Consider the following 18,886-nt stretch of genomic DNA (forward strand, 5'->3'; position numbering starts at 1 on the left):
GTCGAGGGTGTGGGTGACGTGGTTCGAGGACCGCGGTACCGGCTATGTGGTGGGCTGGGCGGTCACCGCCGGGTCTGCGCACCGCGGTTCGGTCCTGGCCGCGGTACGCATGTCGGTGCTGCGCGAGGCGCCTTACGGCCCGGCCGGCGGTCTGCCGCACCTGGTGCGCGTCGACGGCGGCGCCGACTTCCTGTCCAAGACCGTCCGACGCGCGTTCGGACTGCTGAGTGTGCCTGTGCACCGGGTACGCAGCCCCCGCCACAAGGGCGGTATCGAGCGGCTGAACCGCACCAGCATGACGCGCTTCTTCGCCGACCTGCCCCGCTACACGAAAGCGCCCCGGCTGGATCACCGCCGCCGTGTCGGTGATCAGGATCCGCCGCTGACGTTCGAGGCGTTCGTAGGCCTGCTGCGCACATGGGTCGATGAGCACAACACCGGGCACGTCATCAAGCGCACCGGTATGACGCCGCTTCAGTCCTGGCTGGCCGACCCGGCCGAGATCCGGCCCGAGCCCAGCCCCACCGAGCTGCGCGCCCTCATGCTCGAGAGTGACCACAGATCCCGCAAGATCACCAGCCACGGGGTGGAGTTCAACAAACGCTCCTACATGCCCGAGAACGGCGTGGGCCGGATCGGGCTCGAGGTCCGTGTGCGGTGGATGCCCCACCACCATCACGAGATCGACCTCTACACCTTCCGCGGCAACCGCTACCTGGGCCGGGCCTTCCTCAGCAACGAAGCCGACGAAGCCCTGCGCGAGAAGGTCCTCAGCGACCGCGAGGAGCACAGCGCGGAGCTGCGCCAGGCCCTGAAACGTTCCGGCGAGCGCAGGCGGGAGCGCTACCTGCCCTCGACCCAGCCCGAACTGCCCGTACGCGCTTTGCGTATGACCGAGCAGGAGGCACGCGCCGAACTCGAAGGAACTGCCCCGGCTGCTGCGCCCCGTCGGCGGACACAGCCCTACCAGCCCCTGACCCCGGTCCCGCTCACCTGGACGCGCCCCGGCCAGGATCCCACCACGCCCAAGGACGATGCCTCATGACGACTGCCCCGAAACGCAAGCACATATCCCCACGCCGCACCACACCGGCCGCAGCCCAGAGTGCCCCGGCACCAGGACGCCGCCCCGACTTACGCCCGCAGCACTTCCTCGGCCTGAAGGACTCCGCCCTGGTAGCCACGGACACCCTGCTGCAGATCAAGGACACCGTCATCGACACGGTCGAGTCGCGAGCCATGTCCGTGGTCTACGGCGATCCGGGGCTCGGCAAGAGCTTCAGCACCCGTGCCACGATCCAGGAGATGAACCCGGACCTGATCCTGCCCCTGGACTTCGCCCGCTCCCGCCCCGGGCCGAAGGACCTGCGCGAGGAACTGTTCCACCAGATGAACCTGTCCTGCAAGATGCCCGGCACGCCGACCGCGTTCGACAAGCTGCTGCGCGAGACCCTGCCCAGGCGCCCGTATGTGATCGTGTGCGACGAGGCCCAGCAGTACCGGCGGGAGAACTTCGAGTTCCTGCGCAAGCTGTGGGACAACTGCGAACCCAAACCCGCCATCGTGTTCGTCGGCGGCCGCGAGGCCTACGAGACCCTGCAGAGCGACCCGGCACTCGCCTCCAGGATTTACATCCGCCTGGAGATCCTCGCGATGACCGAGGACGAGATCCTCAAAACGGTTCCCGACTCCCACCCCGTATGGCGCGGCGTGGACGAGGCGCTGCTCAAGCGGATCGACACCCAGTACGCCCTCGGCTCCTTCCGCGAGTGGGTCAAGGTGACCAAGCACGTCCTCAAGGGCATGGAGTACTTCGGCACCGAGCAGGTCGACGACGCCATCGTCGACTGGGCCCTGGCCCGATGCTGACCCAGACGGCTGCGCCGCCTCCACCGGCCCCACAGCCCTTCACTCTCACCGAGAAGCCAGCACCCCAGCACCTGTACTTCCTCAACCTGGCCGGGGCCCGCACCGTTCTCACTCCCGGCCTTGCGGCAGCCGAGAACGCCCTCGACAGCGCCTACCGGCAGCGGCGCTTTTTGTGCGTGCTGGGCGATGCCGGAGTCGGCAAGACCTTCGCCGTCCACCATGCCGCCCGCACCTGCTTTCCCCAGGCTCACGTCCCGCTGCACTTGGGGGCCAGACCCACACCGTCCGATCTGCGCGCCCACCTGTACCACGCTCTCGGCCTGCCGGGCGCTGCACCTGCTGCGCCCGCGGTTGCCGACACTCTCATCCGCCGCGCGCTTGCCGCCACACCCCGCATCGTGGTCGTCGACGAAGCAGACCGGATGTCCGAGGCCTGCTTCGAGTACCTGAGGTTCCTGTACGACGACCTACCCGGCGGACTCTGCGTGGTCCTGATCGCCGGCCAGCACGGGGAGAAGGCCTTACGCGCCCAGCAGATGCTCCGCACCCGCACCACGCAGTGGCTGACCCTCCAACCGCTCACCCACGACCAGATCCCCCGTACCATCCCCGCCCTGCACCCGCTGTGGCAGACCGCCGCACCCGACCAGCTCTGCTTCCTGGACGGTCACTTCGCACACGGCAGCCTGCGCCGCTGGGCCCTGCTCACCCACCACGTCCAACGCACCCTGACCGCTGCCGGCGCCCCGCACCCCGACTCCGGCCTGCTGCGGCAGGTCATCCGCCGCATCGACACCTCGCACCGCCCATGACCACACCCGCCGGCATCGCCACACCGATAACCCCGCCGCCCGTCACGCTGCTCCTGGACATGGGCGACGACCGCGCCGTCCACCACACCGCCCACCAGCGTGCCGAATCCAGAAGCGGCCGCATCACCACCGACCCCACCCCCCACACCAACAGCCTCGCCTACCTCGCCCTGGACCTGCTGCGCGCCATGGGCCGCGACAGCTTCGCCCGGCCCGACGCCGAGCGGATGTCCACCGACGCGGCCTGGCGCGCCGTGACCTGCTGGACCCTGACCACAGGACTCGAAGAAGCCATCGTGCTGCGCGCCCACCGCCTCACCCCCGAACGCCTGGGGCGCCTGGCCACCTGGCGCGCCGAGACCGGCATCCGCCTCGTCCTCATCGCCCACACGCCCACCCCGGCCGACGAACAACAGCTGCGGGAGCGCCTCACCACCGCCCAACTGACCACTCTGCCCGCGGTGCGCGGCACGGACGCCATCATGAACGCCATCGGCCCACCTGCCACCCGCCGACGCCACGGCCCGCCACCATCCGATCACGTCCACCCGTTGCCCGACCTGCCCCGCAGCGCCGCCGCATTCCTCTCCGACTGCCAACGCAGCCTGAGCGAGGCCGACTTCGCCCACGCCCACGCCCACGGCCAGTACCAGGCGGGTTACGCCGCCGCCCGCACCTGGCTCGCCCGCCACATACCCGCCCCGCCTGCCACGCCTCCGGCCGAGAACACCGGCCCGGACGAGACCTGCGCCTGGCAGGACATGGAAGGCCTGCGCCTGTTCCTGGCACGGCTGACCGTCTTGAGCCCCAGCCCCCAGCACACCCTCGCCCGCGTGCGCGGAGCGCAGGCCGGGTTCCTCAGCAGGCAACTCCATCTCGCCGTCCCCGACGACCTCGCCGCGCACGCAGGACCCGGCATCACCACCGTGCCGATCACCCCGCACGTGGCCCATATCCTTGACACCCACCTGCCCAATCCGCTGCGCGCTGCCGCAGTGGCCGCCCTGCTGTTCACCGGAACCACCCGGTCACTGCTGTCCATGACCCAGATCGCCAGCATCCACGAGAACGCCACCCGCCTGGCCATCGACCGCGACTCGCGGATCAATGTCGGCATCCCGCCCGGTCCGCGGCACATGTACGCCATCCCGCCCCGCGCCCGCCGCATCCTGGCCGCCGCCCTCCAGTTCCGCCGCCGCACCCCGCGTACCTCCGACCATCTCGGCCTGTTCGCCGGCTGCTTCGGCACCCCCGACCGCTTCGACCACCTCATCCGCGACGCCGGCCTCCCCATCCCCGCCATCCGGCACCCGCACCCGGCGCAGGACTGGCACACCGCTGCCCGTTGCCGGCACCTCAGCGCGCCTGCTCCGGATGTCTCGGCCGTCTGGGGCCGTCCGCCCGGAGCGTACCCGTGACCGAACAGGTCTGGGCTGCCTCTCCGGCCGCACCGGTTGTCACAAGTCACCCATAGCGTGGCTGGTACAGGCGTGTCATTTCGGGCCTGAAAGCTGGCCGGAGCAGCAGCCGAACGGCGTGCAAGTACCGCGACGGGGCACGGACGACCGAACCCTCAGGGGGCTGTCACGCCGCCTTGCTGCCGGGCAGTTCTCCAGTCACGAACCCGGCAGAAGCAGATCAGTGCCGCTGTGAGCCGCGATGAGCGTGCATGCGATGAGTGGATCGAGGGGGCGACAACGAGATGATGCCAGACGTCTGGTTTCAGTCATTCTCGCCGACTCTGTCCCGGCGTACCGATGCCTCTGGAACCCTGTCTGATTGCACGAAGTGATCATTCGGTTACTTAATGGATCTTTGGTGGGGTGAGAGCTGTGCTGGAACAGGCACAACTGGTGGGACTGGCAGGTGCGGCCGCAGCTGCGCTGGTCGCGGAGATGGCCAAGGACAGCTGGACATCGATGCGCTCCATGGCAGACCGGTTCTTCCGGCACGGAGGCCAGGAGCAGAAAGACCACCAGCTCGAACGGCTCGATGCCGACCGGGTGCAGGTGGCCACGCTGGATCACGCGGTCCTGCAGGAGAAGTGGAGCCGGCGGCTGTTGACGCTGGTGGAGGACTTCCCCGAAGCAGCCGAGGACCTGGCGGCAATGGCGCGCCGCAAGCCGGAAGAACCACAGGCCGGGGTGAACCAGACCGCGGAGCACAACACCGGCCCCGTCATCCAGATCGGCAGGGACAACTCCGGCGGCATCAACACGGAGCGAAAGTGACCACGCCGGACGGGCACGACTCGCCCCAGCCCCCCGCCAACTCGCCGCCTCCTGGACAGTCCGCCATCGGTAACGCCGGCACCACCGTCCAGATCGGCGGCACCAACACGGGCAACATCAACATCACGCAGCGACCCAAACTGCCGATCACCCCCATTCCTCGCAGTGACCGGGAAGCAGCTCTGGAGCCGCTCTGGGCGCACACTTCCACCCCGCAGCGAGCCGCGAACCTGCTCGCCGCACACGGCCTCGCCGTCATCGTGGGAGAGCGCGGCACGGGACGGCGTACCTCGGCAGTCCGTACCCTGCACACCCACCTCTCCACCCCCACACGACCTCCCCAGCTCTTCGACCTCGCAGCCGACTGGGAAGAGGACGAAGTACCGGAGCGGGAAATCCTGCCCGAGCCCATCGCCGGGCACGGCTACCTGATCGACGCAACCTCGCGCCACTTATCCGAGAACGCCGCCCGCGCCCTCATGGCCTGGGCAGAAGAGCTCCACGACGCGGGCAGTTGCCTGGTCATCACAGGCAACCAACGGGACTGGAGGGGCGAGACCCGCTTCGAGATCGGCGCGGTACGCCCCGACGCCGTCCAGGTCGCCCGGAACCACCTCGCTCACGCCGGCAGCGACGCGCAGGCGGGGTGGCTGCAGCAGGACGCCCAGCGCGCGGTGACACGCGGCCTGCTCCGCCAAGCTGCCCCCGACCGGACCGCCGGCGTCCTGTCCGATCTCCTCACCCGCAGTGTCAGCCCCTCCGATGCCGTTGCGATCGCCGGACGCCTGCGCAACATCGACCCTGAACGAATGGCCAGCGCGGTCGAACGGAGAGACAAATACCAGCCCTCTTCACAGGAGCACGAGCAGGGAATCAGGGAGATTCGCCGCATCCGGGAAGAAGTCCTCCTATGGACATACTTCCTGGAACAGACGCTCACCGGCACGGGCACCCGCGGCCAGGACCGCATGATGCTGCTCGCCGCCGCCTACCTCGAGGGCGCCCCTCTCGAACTGTGCATCAAGGCAGCCACCGCGTTCGGCTCCCGCGACGAGTCACTTGCACGCCGCTACCGGGAAGGCCGCAGCCCCCGCCGCCGCCTGAGCGACGTCGGCGTCGACATCACCACCAACGACACAGCCGCGTTCCACACCCGCCCAGGCCTCGCCCTCTCCGCCATCCGCATGGACTGGCATCACTGGGCTGACGAGCGAACGGAAACCAGGGAATGGCTCGCCCGCATCACCGCTCCGGACGGCGTTGCCGAAGCGTGGACCGAGCAGATCGGATCCCGTCTGCTGGAGCTGTCCATCACAGAGGTGGAATCCCCCTTCTTCACTATTCTCGATACCTGGACCAGCACCTCCACAGGCGAAGAACGCCTCCGTATCGTCACCGAACTCATCACCCGAGCCGCTGAGACCGAGGAACTTGCGCGGGACGCTCACAAGCAACTGCTGGACTGGGCGCCGAAGACTCACGCGCATCGGCGGAAGGTCGTCGCCCAGGCATGCAGCGGCCGCTACGGCACGCGATGGCCGCACATGGCCCTCGTTCGGCTACGCCACATCCTTGCCATCGACGACGAAGCAACTCGCATCGCAGCGACCGCCCTGACAACCCACGCGGCACAGAGCACAGATGGGTTCCGACGAGTCGTTGAGACAGTCGAGACCTGGTTCGAGCGATACCCGACCCATCTCGCCGGCTCTCGGGCCTTCTTAGCGCTCACCGACCCCGCACACAGCGTCTTGAACACACTGGTGAGCGCCGCACAGGCCACCCCTGCCATCCGGGACTTCCTGATCAACGGCTGGATGCAGACACTACGACAGCCAGACGTGCGCGACCACGCACACCAGATCCTCCTCGGCTGGGCCCGAGCCGCTCACGAAGGCCGACTGGACCGCACCGCCACCTTCGGCATCCTCACCGACGTGCGCAACGCCCACACACCCCTCGACGCCATGTCCCGCTTCCTGTACGGGAGCCCCGACCAAGACGACCACGCCCTGATCGAAGCGCGCCTTGCCCTGGCCAACCTCCGAGCCTGCAACCACACACAGTGCTCTGAACCCCACTGCCCACTCAAGGAAGCTGCTGAATCCTTCCCGGACACCAGCGCTGCCGGAGGCACAGGTGAACCCCGATTATGAAGCTTCCACAGGACACCAACGAGTCAAGTTCCCGCTGAACCGGTGGCTGCTGGCACCGCTGACCACATGGCGTGCCCGACGTCTGGCAGCCGCATACGGACCCGGCATGGACGCGCGCACCGCTTGGGCACTAGCCCGCATGGCTGCCCACCCCGAAGAGATCTCCTTTGCCATGAACCACCTCAGCCAGGGCAAGCAAGATGAGCCCTGATTGATGAACTACCTGCCACCGGACAACCAGCCGACGGCACTGGCGACGCCCTGCGATCAGTCGCTCGTGCTGCGCTGTTGCCCGAGGTCGGAGAGGCGAAGCTTGTCGTTGTCGCTGGTCAGCCGGTGGCGTCGTCGGATTCCCAGTCGATGGTACGCCGGTATTCGGGGTGGTTTTTGTCCATCTGGATGGCGGCGTGGATGGGCAGGGGGTGGCGGGTGCGGTGTTCCCAGGCCAGGGCGTGGTTGCACAGCCTCGCGCAGGTCAGCGCGTAGGGGAGCGCGTCTTCCCCGTTGGGCCGCTGGATGACGGCGATCTCGGTGGCGGTGAGGTTGTACCAGGTCTCGGCCTGCTGCTCCTTGTCCTCGCACGCCCAACGGCCTTGTGTACGTCCTGACTTGGCCGAGGGGGTCTTGCCGTCCATCTGGTGGGGGCGGCGGCTCATGAGGAACGTGGTGCCGGTGCCCTCGAGTTGGAACAGCGCGTTGCTGGTCTTGTCGCCGTCGCTGGCGTTGCCGTCCTCGTCGATCTCGTGGAAGAGCGCGGGCAGCGGGATGCTCGGGTCGGCGCTGGAGGTGGTGCGGATGACGGCTCGCGGTCGGTACTCGGGCGCGAGCGTGGCACCGGGCAGCGCGGGCCTGCCGCCTGCCAGGCCGTCGTCATCGGTGAGCAGGTCGGCGTTCTTGTTCGCCAGCAGGGGCCAGACGGGGCGGGTGGAGTCGCCGGATACGTAGAGGACGTAGCCGCATTTGAGATGTCGGCTCAGCTCGAACAGGGCATGGTCGATGCGGCGGGGCAGGGTGTCGTCGCCGCGGCTGCCCTCGGGGATGGGCTGGCTGCGGGACAGCGCCTGGGCGTGGGCGTAGTTGAACCAGCTGCCGCTGCCGCCTCGATGGGCGGGCAGGTAGGCCAGGGCCTTCCAGTGCCCGTCGACCGGCACGAACGCGGTGAGGACCCACATGAGCTTGGGTTCCTCGGTGCGGTTGACGTGCTTCTCGCCGAGCTGGGCGCGCATGTGCAGGCCGAGGTGGGCGACGCGGTCCTTGAGGCCGTTGCCGGTGGAGATGGCGCGGGTCAGGCGGGGGTGGACCAGGCCGGCGGCGCGCAGCATGTCGCCGATGGCCATGTGGCCGGGGAAGTCCGCGGCGAGCTCCATGCCGAGCGCCTCGAGCGGCGTCTCGGCCTCGCGTTCCTTCTTCTTCGAGCGCAGTTTCTTCGTGGTAGGGGTGAGGAACTGGGCGAGCACACCGTGACGCGCGAGATGCCGGGAGACCTCCGGCTTGGCGTCCAGCGTGTAGGGGTCGACGGCGCCTTCCACCTCGCGGCGGGCATCGCGGCGCTGGCGACCCCACTCCTTGGCGTCGTAGTCGGTCTCGACCAGGGCCAGGACCCCGGCGCCCTCGGCTTCGAGTCCGGGCAGGGCGTCGGTGAGTGCACCGCGCCGGTCGTGGTGGCCGCCGTGGGACAGCAGCTCCGGAGCCCGGTGCAGCAACGCCTCGGTGTGGCAGCCGAGCTCGACGAGCTCGTCGTCGGGCATACCGGCGGCCAGTTCGGGCCGGTTGAAGTGGTAGGCCAGCAGCCGCTGCATGCGGGTGCGCATCTCCTGGTGCTGGTACAGGGCCAGGATGCGCAGCTTCGAGCAGCCCGCGGCGGCCATGATGCCCTGGAGGTCGGCGTCGTCGAGGAGCGTGGCGTCACGGCCGTACTCGGTCTTGCGGGCGGCCACCGAGAGGACCTTTGCGACCTGTCGGCCGGAGACGAGGTCCTGCCCGGTGACGGTGGACAGGTGCTCGGCCAGAGCGGCGACGGTGTGCAGGCCGACGCCCTTGCCGATGGGGAAGGACTTCGAGAAGGGGATGAGCGCGCGGAAGTTGCCGGGCTCGCCGGACAGATCCATGGCGCTCACGGGCAGGAACTCTGTGTCCTTGGGGCTGCGGGGGAACACGGGCTCGTCCATCAGCCGCACCCACGCATCAAGGGCTAGACGGCTGGTGTGCTCGAGGTGGGTGTACTTGCCCTTTCCGCCCAGGTTCAGGCAGAGCAGCGGCCGGGTGGGTGAGCGCGGTGCCCACCAGGCGGTGCGGGCGCCATTGATCTGGTTGCTCAGTCTGGACACGCGGGGTGTCATGACCACCAGGGGCACGGACAGCGAGTGCAGCGATTTCATCGCTACTTCCACCCGCAGTGCGGCGTAGTGCCGCCGGATCTTCCACTCCTCCGGTTCCTGGGGCTCATCCGCAGCGCTCTTGGGGCTGTCGTTCTTCTTGTCCTTGGCGGGGCGGGCGTCGAGCCAGTTGTTCGACCACAGGTGCTCGGTGTCCCAGACCATGACGTTGTTCTCGGTGTCCGGGCGAAGCGGGATGGCGCGGCCGTCGACGGGCAAGTCGGTCTTGGCCACCAGGGAGGAAAGGTTCGAGCTGGCCGCGTCCCACACCCAGCCGTCCGCGTCGACGGCGTGCGGGCCGAGCTGGACGTGGTCCCACACCGCCACGTGTTCGGGCTCCACCGAGGCGAACAGGTCAGCGAGGTCACTGTTGTAGGCCAGGGAGATCTTGTCCGCCGGTGTCTGCAGCAAGGCTTGCTCCCACAAGGCCACCGCGGCCCGCAGATGCGACGGCGAGAGCTTCTTGGACAGCGCGAGGAACTGCGGCGGCCTGCTCTTGCTGGTGGGATTCAGTGTCGCGCTGGTGGCGCCGCTGGCGCGCAGTACCGTCAGCAGTCCGGCATAGGGCAGGTTGGCCTTCGAGCCGGTCTTGCCGCGGTAGATGGCGCGCAGCCTGTTCCACTCGTGCTCGATCTTGTCCGGGAAGCGGTACAGCCACACGGCGCCCATCAGCGTGCTAGTCAATGGTGCTGCCAGCATGGACATACGGGTGTCATTCGACGGCATTACTCGAGTCCTTCATCGTCCAGGGCCGGGGCGGGAATCAACGTGACGGGACTGGGCAATAGGTCCTCGCTGTGGGCGAGGTCGAGCCAGGCGGTGAGGGTGGAGCCGTAGACGCGGCGCAGGATGTCCTGCTCGTCGGTGTCGAGCTGGCCGTAGTAGGAGCGCAGGAGGCGGGGGAAGTCGCAGCCCAACTGCTGGTTGAAGAAGGCGTGGTCGACCAGGTAGAGCTCAACAGGGGTGCCGCCGCGCCGCGCGCGCCCGGCCAATTGGATGAGCTCGACAAGGATGCCCGCCAGGACCTCGGTCTTGAGAAACTTCGGCATGCGCGAGAACCGCGGGTCGGTGCGCAGCAGCAACTCCCGCTGGCGGATGGCCGCGGTGCGCTGAGAGGCGAGCATGCCCGCGGGATCAGCACTGATGGTGCCGGCGGCGATGCCGCAGGCGTTGATGCTCGCGTACATCACGGCCGGCTCGTGCAGGTGCGTGATGGGGCGTACCCCCACCCACGCCGAAGCGAGCGCCGAGCGGTCGGTGTGCGGGATGAGGATGTTCAGGCCGCGGGAGACCACCGACAGCGGTGCGCAGATCACCTTCACCCGCGGGTGGGTGGCGGGCAGGTCTTCGAGTTCATCGATGGTCACCCGCACCACGCCCTCGGGCAGGGCCACGGCCGCTTTGGAGGGGGTCCGGCTGTTGCTGACGAGGACCGCGACCCATTCAGGGCGGCCGCACGCGGCCGCGATCCCGGCGGCCATCACCTCGGCGTGGAAGTAGGAGTTCCCGGCCAGCAGCGCCAGCTCCCGCAGCGGGTCGTTGCGGGCGACCTTCTCCAGATGCGACGACATCTGGGTGTGCCAGAGGCGCTCGGCGAGCTTGCGCAGCTCGGAGGGCTTGCGTTTCTCCTCCACGCCGCCGATCGAGATGGGCTGCCAGCCGATATCGGTGGCCGACACACTCCCGGCATGGGCGGTGACCGCGCCGACAGCGGCGTCGGTCATTACGTAGGCGGGCAGGGTGTGCACGTGCTGCAGGGCGGCCTTGGGGAAGAACGCGGTGGCGGACAGGCCAAGTACGCTGCGCCGCACCCCTGCGGTCGCCAGGGCGACGGTGTCGCCGAGGCGGACAGTGGAGGTGTGCGGGTCACCGCCCAGCGACTGCAGCGACAGCCGGCCGGTGCCGCCGGCGTTCTTGTCGAGCTTGAACCCGTACAGGTTCTGCCCCAGCGGCCCATAGGGAATCGGCTCATCGCGGGAGATCAGCCCCATCGTGGACACCAGGTCAGTGGCCGCGTTCAGCTCCCCCAGCAGCGGCAGGAGCGACCACTTCAAGGTGTGCAGCTCGTTGTGGAGCGCACCGAGCCAGGCCCGCACCAGCAGATCATTGACCAGCGCGGCGCGGCGAGAGACGGGCACATGGAAGGGCGAGCCGCCCAGGATACGCGAGATGGAGTCCTTGAAGACCGCGAGCTTTCTGCTGCGGCGAGTGCCCTGGACCTTGCCGACCAGAGCCTGGCGGATCTGCTCGGCAAGTGGCTGCCAGCCCTCCGGCACCTCGGCGTCAGTCTGCTCGCCCGGGAAGAGCGCCAGGTAGGCCTGGTGGACCCCTTCACTGACCTCGGCATCCGGCGAGGCGCCCGTCAGGGCGCGACACAGCTCGGCGTCTTTCTTGCCCACCATGTACCAGCCGGATCCGGGACGATTCTGGCGCTCCTGCTCGGACTCCAAATACAGATGTCCGGTCAACACGTTGTCCAGGAAGGTCTCGCTGAGCCGGCGCGCCTCCATCAGCGGGCTGGTCACCAGCAGGTTCTTCAGCGCAGTCAGGCCGTTGCGGTGCCGGTCGACCTCTTCCAGCCGCCCGCCGTTGCCGCGGCCACGGCTGATGAGAGTGAACTCCTGCGCACCCTGCGTACACCAGGTGGACTGGAAGGAATCAACCTCGTCAATGATCACGACGCGGCAGCGGCGCAGCACGAACTCCAGCACATTCATGTCGTTGACGACCCGCTCGCCGTCCACCTCGACGGGCACCTTGCAGCGCCCCCGGATCAGATTGTGGTGGTTGGTCACGATGATGTCCGCCTCGGCGGCCTGCCGAACGTGCTCGAAGCGCCGGCAGATCCCCATGCGTGGGCACAGATGCCTGCCGCCGGACTCCGGCTCGGCGGGCCCGTCGACCCACTCCAACTGGGCGCAGGGGAGCTTGGCGCGGTCCAGCCGCGGGCCGTCCACCTGCCAACCGGTCATCTCACAACCGCCGGCGAACTGCTCGAACCGGTCCTCGCGTCCCTGGGTGAACGCAAGCTCCGCCTGGTCGTCGTAGCGCGAGGACGCCACCCACGGCACCACCCGCAGGGGCCTTCCGGCCCGTTCGGCCGCGTCCTGCACAGCGGCGGCTGTCTCCTCGACCAGTGCGTTATCCGCGCCCAACTGCTCAGCGGTCCCCAGCCCTTCACGGATGCGGCCCACCACAATGAGGACCGGCCCCTGGCCGCTCGCCGCAAGAAGATGCGCCGCATCCCGCATCAGCACGCTCTTGCCCACCCCCGTGGGCGCATTCAGCAGCGTCATGGCCCCGGCAGGCAGCCGCAGCTCCGCTGCCGTACGGCCGTAGGCATCGGTGAGCCTGTCGAAGAACCCCTGCAGCAGGCCGGGCTTCCACCCGAACTTCTCCGGCTGGGCTCTCGCCTGGCCCTCCACGCGGTCCATCACGGCTTCGCGCGGCAGCTTCGCCTCGTCAAGGAACGGCTCGGTGCGCAGCCGGACCGGCGCCACAAAGGCGCTCTTTTCGCTGGCAGGAATCTCTACCGTGTACAGCCCATCGTGGCCAAACGCCCACAGGCCTTCGCCAGCCGTCGGCAGGACCGTCTCCAGCACGCCCCGGTAGTCCTCGGCCTCCTGAACGAGGTTCTCGGCCAGGACGAGGGGCTCTTGAGCATGGCAGGCCACCAGCCAGTGGGTCTCGTCCGCGTTCGACTCCTCCGGAATCCGGAACAGCGCCGTGGGCGCCACCGCGTACTCCAGTACCGCCTCACGGAACGTCTCCGGCTGCGCCAGGTCCCCCTCCTGCCTGACCGCCCGCCACAACCGGCCCACCAGCTCGTACTCGGTGCGCGGCAGCGACAGCCACGCACCCCACAGATCGGTGCGCCGGGCGGCGAACATCGCCGCGAAGTCCAACGGCACACCGCGGCGGCCCTCGATGGTCTCGAAGGCGAAGTACTGCTGGGACAGAGCGAGATACGCCGCGACAACACAGCGCTGCAACGCCTCACGGACCTCACCAGTTGTCACGACTCACCCCGGCACCAGCGAAGAACCTCGGCGACAAGGTCCTTGTCGGTCATCACCGCAAAGTCCGGCCGCCCAGCAAGACGCGCCCGCAGCAGCGGAAGGTCGGACCGCTGCCGGTGGGGGACCACGATGGTCAGCGGCACCGCTCCGCCCAGCACGGGACGCTCGAGCAACGCATCGGCCAGGGCGCCGAAGGACCGCCACGCCTTCGCGTCCACCCGCCACTGTTTGGCCACCAGCGGTTCGGCTGCCGTGATGTGCAGGTCGTAGCGGTCGCCGTCCGGGTACATGAGGACATCGAGACTGGCGATGCCGGTCAGCGCGTCCCGGATCGCGAACTCCATGCGCCCCGGCAGGGTCAGATACCGCCATACCGTCCGGGAGACCGCCAAGTAGTCACCGGCAGCCGGGAATCCTTCCACCTGACCGCCAGAGCCGCCCCCGCCCTCCAGGACCGGAGGGCCGCCGCCCCGCACCGGCCGGTAGGTGTACGTCGCCCCCTCCAGCAGATGCGCGTCGCACGACACGACGAAGACACCGCCGCCGGCGGACTGAGCCCGCATCGGCCAGGCACAGGTAGGACACGGGAAGCACCAGCCCGCAGCGTTGCACCACGGCCAGGACGAGACCGGCTCGAAGAACCCGAATCGCCCCCACAACCCGCCCCACTTCTCCCACAGCACACCCCGCTCTGCCACCGGATCACTCGCCAGCAGCTCGCGCACCCTCGCATAATCGTCCGGCGGAAGACGCCGGATCTCCGCGTACAGCTGCTGCTCCTCCTGCTCGGCACGCAGACGCGCCCAGGGCCAGTACTCCATCAACGCCTGCTGAGGCACGAGGTGTTCGCGGCCCAGATCTTCCACGGCGTCGCACAGCAAGCCGTCCTGATCCAGCAGCCGCATCTCGCCGAGCGGGTCGTCGCCCTCGCTGCAGGCGGGAAGCAGGGGCGCGAGCCCGTGGCGCAGGCCGCGCCGCAACACGCCCATGTCCAACGTGGCGGCTGCGCCGGCACCGTGTGTCGAGCGCAGAACCCCGAGGCAGTCGATGAGCCGGGCAGCTCGCTGGCCCGGATCGCTGGTGCGGTCCGCTTCCGCTACCGCAGCCGCGCAGCACGCGGTCAGCGCCAGGTCACGGCGCCATCGAGGGGTGTTCCGTTCTACGAGACCCATACTGGGTGAATAAGCGAAAAAGCTAATGAATGTCGCATACGGTGCCGATCATGAACACCAAGACCGCTCCATCGGCCCAGCCCGAAGCGCCCACCAGTACCACCCCCTCACGCGAGACCACCGAATACTGGCTGTGGGCCGCCGCCCCGGATACCTCCCTGACCGAGGACGACCGCCCCTTCAGCGGCAAGTGGATCTGGTTTACGCCGCTCAGCCTTGTCGACGACTCCTGGACCACGATCCACGCCGCAACTGAAGACGGCCTTCTCGGCCACCGCAGCAAGGCAGCCACGCTCATCAACACCCGCACCAAGAGCGATGACACCCGCCGCCCCATCTGCATCTACACCCGGGACTGGCACGATGTCGACGACGTCCAACGAGTACTGACCAACCTCCGCGCCCTCGGCATCACCGACCTCCTCCTCTACAAGACCGACAGCGACACCCTCAACGACCGCTACGGAACCGGCGCCAGCACCTTCGTCGCGCCCGCCGCCAAGCAGAAACTGGTCATCCCCAAACGCACCCGAGAAGCCCTCGAACACCACCATGCTGCGCGAGCCCAGGCCCGAAGGGCTGCTGCGGTACGCAGGAAAGCAACAGCACCGAAGCACACTTGACACCTACAAGGGCACAGAGTGGACCGAGCAATCAGTGCTTCCTCGCGCACCACCGCTACCGCGTCTTCGAGGGCGCGTCTCCCTACCTGAAGATCCATTGCTGTGCGGCATGTTCGCCGCTCTTCGCCCTACCGCGTGCGGGGCGCGTGACGATGAGGCGTGACGCCAGATAACGAATCCGGGAGAGGCCGTGGAGAGAATCGTGAGCGGCGTGGACCATGTGCACACTGCGGCCACGGTCCGCCGTCGGCAACGCACGTTCGTGCCGCCGTCCGGGGCCTACCTGTCAGACCTTCAGGCCCGGGCGGGTGACGCCCTGCTGGACCGGTTGTTCTACGCGACGGTGGACGAATGTACCGATCCCGGATGCCGCCCGCTACTGCTCGACCGCGTCGCGGCCGACGTGGGGGCGACGCGCAGGCTGGTGGACTGGGCCTGCTGGATCGCCTCCGAGGTGTACGGCGGGCTTCCCGCGGAGCTGGTGGACGAAGACGAGGCGGCGACAACCGCCTTCAGTCCTTCACCCCATTTCTGCCGGCTCGCCGCGGCGCACCACAATCCCGGGCCAGCCTTCGACGCCCTGTACGCCACGTATGAAACCGCCCAGCGCCGTCAGGTGGCAGACAATGCTGTCGCCCTGGTCGACGGGCTTCAGGTGTGGTGGACAGACTTCCTCTACCAGTGATCCCCTCCACCCTGCCCCGCGAACCTTCAGCCGAGCCTCTCAAGGAACCACCTGATGGCCACCAATCCCAGTCCCGCTGTCCCGGGCAGCCATCCGCCCCTGACCGACGCTTTCGCGCCTGCCCGCCGGACGCTGCGTGTGGATCAGCAGGCGGCGGTGGACAGTGGGGTAAGAGGTCTGAGGAAGACCGGGAGCCGGGGGCACATGGTGTCGGCGTGCGGTACGGGGAAGACGCTGATCGCTCTGCGCACGGCCGAGGCCCTGGATGTCCGTTTTCTGCTGGTGGTGGTGCCGTCGAGGGACTTGATCGGCCAGTGGGCGGCCGCGGCCCGCGCTGACGGCCGTACCGAGGCGTTGATGGCGGTGTCGTCGCTGAACGCGGACAGGCACCCCGTGCTGGCCAAGGCGGGCGCGAGCAGTACGGGTTCGGGGGAGTACCTGGCGTACTGGCTGGCCCAGCGCGCCAGGAAGAACGAGAAGGCGATCGTGCTCGTGACCCTCGACTCCCTCCCGCGGATCGAGGAAATCCAGCACTCCGTCTTCACCGCACCCGCCTTCGACCTCGCAGTCATCGACGAGGCACACCGCACCGCGGGCTCCTGGGACAAGGAGTGGACGATGGTCCACGATTCCTCCCGGATCCGCACCGACCGCCGTCTGTACCTGACCGCCACGCCCTATGAATGGGAGGCGCCGCGCCTGGCCGAGGCCCCGGACACCCGCCCGCGCCCCAAGCGGACCGCATCGACCGCACCGGTGTGGGAGTCCCCGTCCCTGATCGCCTCGATGGACGACGTCAAGGTGTTCGGCCCCCGCCTGCACACCTACACCCACGCGGCTGCGATCGAGGACGGTGTTCTGGCCGACTACCAGCTCCTGGTCCCCACCATCACCGACACCGACCTGCGCACGGTCCTGACCGACCCCGACCACGCGCACACCGGTTTCGCCCCGACCGCGCGCCGGACGACCGCCCTGCACCTGGCAGTCCTCAAAGCGATGACGGAACACGACCTCCGCCATGTGATCGTCTACTTCCAACAGGTCGCCGACGCAGAAGACTTCGCCCGCCAGTTCCCCCACACCCTACGCACCCTCCCACCCGACCAACGCCCCTCCTGGGCCAGCACCCTGTCCGTCTCCTCGATCAACGGCAACCACACCCCCGACCAGCGCACGAAACTCCTCAACCAGTTCGCGAACGCCGACCGCGCCGTGATCACCAACGCCCAAGTCCTGGGCGAAGGCATCGACTTGCCAGCTGTGGACGCCATCGTGTTCGCCTCCCGCACCGAGAGCGTGCGCCGGATCGTCCAGGCCCTGGGCCGCGCCCTGCGCAAACCTCCCACCACCGATGTGAAGACCGCGAGTCTGGTCATCCCCGCCTACATCCCACCCGACTCCGACCCCACCGACCTCCTCGACACCCCCTACGAAGCCCTCTGGATGATCACCGCAGCGCTGCGCCATCACGACCAGACGATTGCTGCCCGCGCCCCGCGCAAGGCCACCGCGCACCGCCTGGACGGCGACACCCACCGCCTCCTGACACGCCGGTTCCGTTTCGACTTCACCCTCGACCCGGGCACGATCGCCCGCGCGATGGACCTGCTGGCCTGGCCGTCAGCTGGCGCGGTGCTCTCCGCGCCCCGCCGCACCGGCCTCGCCGCCGCCACCCGCTACCACGCCGAACACGGCCATCTGAAGGTCCCGGTCGACTACACCGACGCCTACGGCTACCGCCTGGGAGCATTCATCGCCGGCCAGCGTACCGCCCACCGCCGAGGCACCCTGACTGCGGACTGGACCGCTGAACTCGACGAGCTCGGCATGATCTGGGACGAGAACGAAGCCGCCTTCGAAGGCAACATGACCCTGGCCGAGGCCTTCCACACCGAACACGGTCATCTCGCCATCCCCGCCCACGCCCCTGGCGGCCAGTTCCTCGTCGACCAGCGCGGCCTGGCCCGCAAAGGCCAACTCCCCGAAACCCGCCACACCCGCCTTACCACCCTCGACCCCGACTGGCTCCTGCCATACGGACCCGACTGGCACCGCAAGTACCACCTCCTGGCCCGTCACCTCCAGACCGGACACGACCCCGTCACGCTGCGCCGTGACACCGTCATTGACGGAGTGAAGGCTGGTACCTGGCTGCACCGCCAACTCACCACCTGGAACACTCTTAACGACGGTCAGCGTTGCCTCCTGGCCCGACTCGGCCTCACCCCGGATCGCATCACCCTGCCGACTAAGAAGACTCCCATCGCCCCCGCCACACCCAGCACTCCCAAGACCAGGAAGCGCCGCTCCTTCGAACAGACAGCCATGCTGCTGCGCGCCTTCGTGGAGCGGCACGGCCGTCCTCCTGGAGCCCGGGAGGGGATCGAGGCCGACGGGGAACGCGTCATGATTGGACCTTGGCTCTGCAAGATCCGCACCGGCCAGAGGACTGGCCAACTCTCCGAGAGCAGAAGTCAGTTGATCCAGAGCATCCTCCGCGAAGCCGGCGTCGTCCCCTCCGAAGAGGAGCGCCCCGGATTCTCAGACATCCCGTAAATTTTTTGCCCACGATGCCTTAAGGAAGCACCCTCGAAACGCTACCGCTGGAGCTTGCGGAGGAAGCCGTCCGGGGCTGAGGGGGGATTGGCTTCAGGCTCCATCTGGAGTGGGCTTTTGACGCACAGCCAGGAGGAAGTACCGCCAGGGCGTTTGGCCAGCGTATCCGGGGTGGCATACCGGACGCTCCGTAACCTGACGACCAGACACCCCCAGCCCGCCCGCAAAGCGGGCCAACGAGCAGGCGCGGAGCGGCTGTTCGTGATCCGCGGAGCGTCGACCGTGACTCAGGGCCACGGAGTGGCCCTGAGTCAGGTGGACGGAGTCCACCACGGAGACCGCCCCGTAGGGGCGGCGCGTCGTCTTCGCGGAGCGAAGCGCGCGC

Annotated in this window: 12 protein-coding genes; 9 read left to right on the forward strand and 3 right to left on the reverse strand. The window is 68.4% G+C overall.

Features of this window, described 5'->3' with window-relative positions; all coding sequences use genetic code 11:
* The 6 genes from ACGF2V_RS30265 to ACGF2V_RS30290 all read left to right on the forward strand — a co-directional run.
* Nucleotides 1-1,045: Mu transposase C-terminal domain-containing protein (locus ACGF2V_RS30265; RefSeq protein WP_362711070.1), on the forward strand; the 1,045-nt coding region annotated here is incomplete at its 5' end.
* Nucleotides 1,042-1,869 carry an ATP-binding protein gene (locus ACGF2V_RS30270; protein WP_362626496.1) on the forward strand — a complete coding sequence of 276 codons (828 nt, stop codon included), beginning with the start codon at nucleotides 1,042-1,044 and terminating at the stop codon, nucleotides 1,867-1,869. The genes ACGF2V_RS30265 and ACGF2V_RS30270, both read left to right, overlap by 4 nt.
* The gene (locus ACGF2V_RS30275) at nucleotides 1,863-2,681 is read left to right on the forward strand and encodes an ATP-binding protein (RefSeq protein WP_362711072.1); all 819 of its coding nucleotides are present in this window, start codon (nucleotides 1,863-1,865) and stop codon (nucleotides 2,679-2,681) included. Before ACGF2V_RS30270 ends, ACGF2V_RS30275 begins: the two co-directional genes overlap by 7 nt.
* Nucleotides 2,678-4,099, forward strand: coding sequence for a hypothetical protein (locus tag ACGF2V_RS30280; protein ID WP_362711074.1), 1,422 nt, complete (start codon nucleotides 2,678-2,680; stop codon nucleotides 4,097-4,099). Before ACGF2V_RS30275 ends, ACGF2V_RS30280 begins: the two co-directional genes overlap by 4 nt.
* Before the next feature lie 405 nt (nucleotides 4,100-4,504).
* Nucleotides 4,505-4,912, forward strand: a complete 408-nt coding sequence (locus tag ACGF2V_RS30285) for a hypothetical protein (protein WP_362711076.1) — start codon at nucleotides 4,505-4,507, stop codon at nucleotides 4,910-4,912.
* Nucleotides 4,909-7,068: a hypothetical protein gene (locus ACGF2V_RS30290; protein ID WP_362711078.1), complete on the forward strand. Its 2,160-nt coding sequence runs from the start codon at nucleotides 4,909-4,911 to the stop codon at nucleotides 7,066-7,068. The genes ACGF2V_RS30285 and ACGF2V_RS30290 overlap by 4 nt, the downstream gene beginning before the upstream one ends.
* A 329-nt stretch (nucleotides 7,069-7,397) precedes the next feature.
* On the opposite strand, the gene ACGF2V_RS30295 is transcribed toward ACGF2V_RS30290, so the two are convergent.
* Genes ACGF2V_RS30295 through ACGF2V_RS30305 form a run of 3 tightly spaced genes read right to left on the reverse strand, consistent with a single transcriptional unit; the run spans nucleotide 7,398 to nucleotide 14,634 of the window.
* Complete coding sequence (locus ACGF2V_RS30295; RefSeq protein WP_362626480.1) at nucleotides 7,398-10,127, reverse strand: RNaseH domain-containing protein; 2,730 nt, start codon at nucleotides 10,125-10,127, stop codon at nucleotides 7,398-7,400.
* Nucleotides 10,128-10,168: 41 nt separating this feature from the next.
* The gene (locus ACGF2V_RS30300) at nucleotides 10,169-13,462 is read right to left on the reverse strand and encodes a hypothetical protein (protein WP_362711080.1); all 3,294 of its coding nucleotides are present in this window, start codon (nucleotides 13,460-13,462) and stop codon (nucleotides 10,169-10,171) included.
* Nucleotides 13,459-14,634 (reverse strand): hypothetical protein, encoded by a 1,176-nt coding sequence (locus ACGF2V_RS30305; RefSeq protein ID WP_362626475.1) that lies wholly within the window; start codon nucleotides 14,632-14,634, stop codon nucleotides 13,459-13,461. Before ACGF2V_RS30305 ends, ACGF2V_RS30300 begins: the two co-directional genes overlap by 4 nt.
* A gap of 50 nt (nucleotides 14,635-14,684) precedes the next feature.
* Between ACGF2V_RS30305 and ACGF2V_RS30310 the strand changes: the two genes are divergently transcribed.
* From ACGF2V_RS30310 to ACGF2V_RS30320, 3 genes are all read left to right on the forward strand, one after another.
* Nucleotides 14,685-15,257: a putative phosphothreonine lyase domain-containg protein gene (locus tag ACGF2V_RS30310; RefSeq protein WP_362711082.1), complete on the forward strand. Its 573-nt coding sequence runs from the start codon at nucleotides 14,685-14,687 to the stop codon at nucleotides 15,255-15,257.
* Between the two features lie 190 nt (nucleotides 15,258-15,447).
* Nucleotides 15,448-15,942 (forward strand): hypothetical protein, encoded by a 495-nt coding sequence (locus tag ACGF2V_RS30315; protein ID WP_362711084.1) that lies wholly within the window; start codon nucleotides 15,448-15,450, stop codon nucleotides 15,940-15,942.
* A 54-nt stretch (nucleotides 15,943-15,996) separates the two neighbouring features.
* Nucleotides 15,997-18,501, forward strand: a complete 2,505-nt coding sequence (locus tag ACGF2V_RS30320) for a Helicase associated domain protein (RefSeq protein WP_362711086.1) — start codon at nucleotides 15,997-15,999, stop codon at nucleotides 18,499-18,501.
* Nucleotides 18,502-18,886 lie beyond the last annotated feature (385 nt).

It is taken from the genome of Streptomyces sp. NPDC047982 (assembly GCF_043204165.1).
Taxonomy (GTDB): domain Bacteria; phylum Actinomycetota; class Actinomycetes; order Streptomycetales; family Streptomycetaceae; genus Streptomyces.

Bases quoted from the DNA above. Each gene is read 5' to 3' on its own strand.
- ACGF2V_RS30320 (WP_362711086.1), top strand. From the start codon at position 15,997: ATGGCCACCAATCCCAGTCCCGCTGTCCCGGGCAGCCATCCGCCCCTG.
- ACGF2V_RS30275 (WP_362711072.1), top strand. From the start codon at position 1,863: ATGCTGACCCAGACGGCTGCGCCGCCTCCACCGGCCCCACAGCCCTTC.
- ACGF2V_RS30270 (WP_362626496.1), top strand. From the start codon at position 1,042: ATGACGACTGCCCCGAAACGCAAGCACATATCCCCACGCCGCACCACA.
- ACGF2V_RS30310 (WP_362711082.1), top strand. From the start codon at position 14,685: ATGAACACCAAGACCGCTCCATCGGCCCAGCCCGAAGCGCCCACCAGT.
- ACGF2V_RS30280 (WP_362711074.1), top strand. From the start codon at position 2,678: ATGACCACACCCGCCGGCATCGCCACACCGATAACCCCGCCGCCCGTC.
- ACGF2V_RS30305 (WP_362626475.1), bottom strand. From the start codon at position 14,634: ATGGGTCTCGTAGAACGGAACACCCCTCGATGGCGCCGTGACCTGGCG.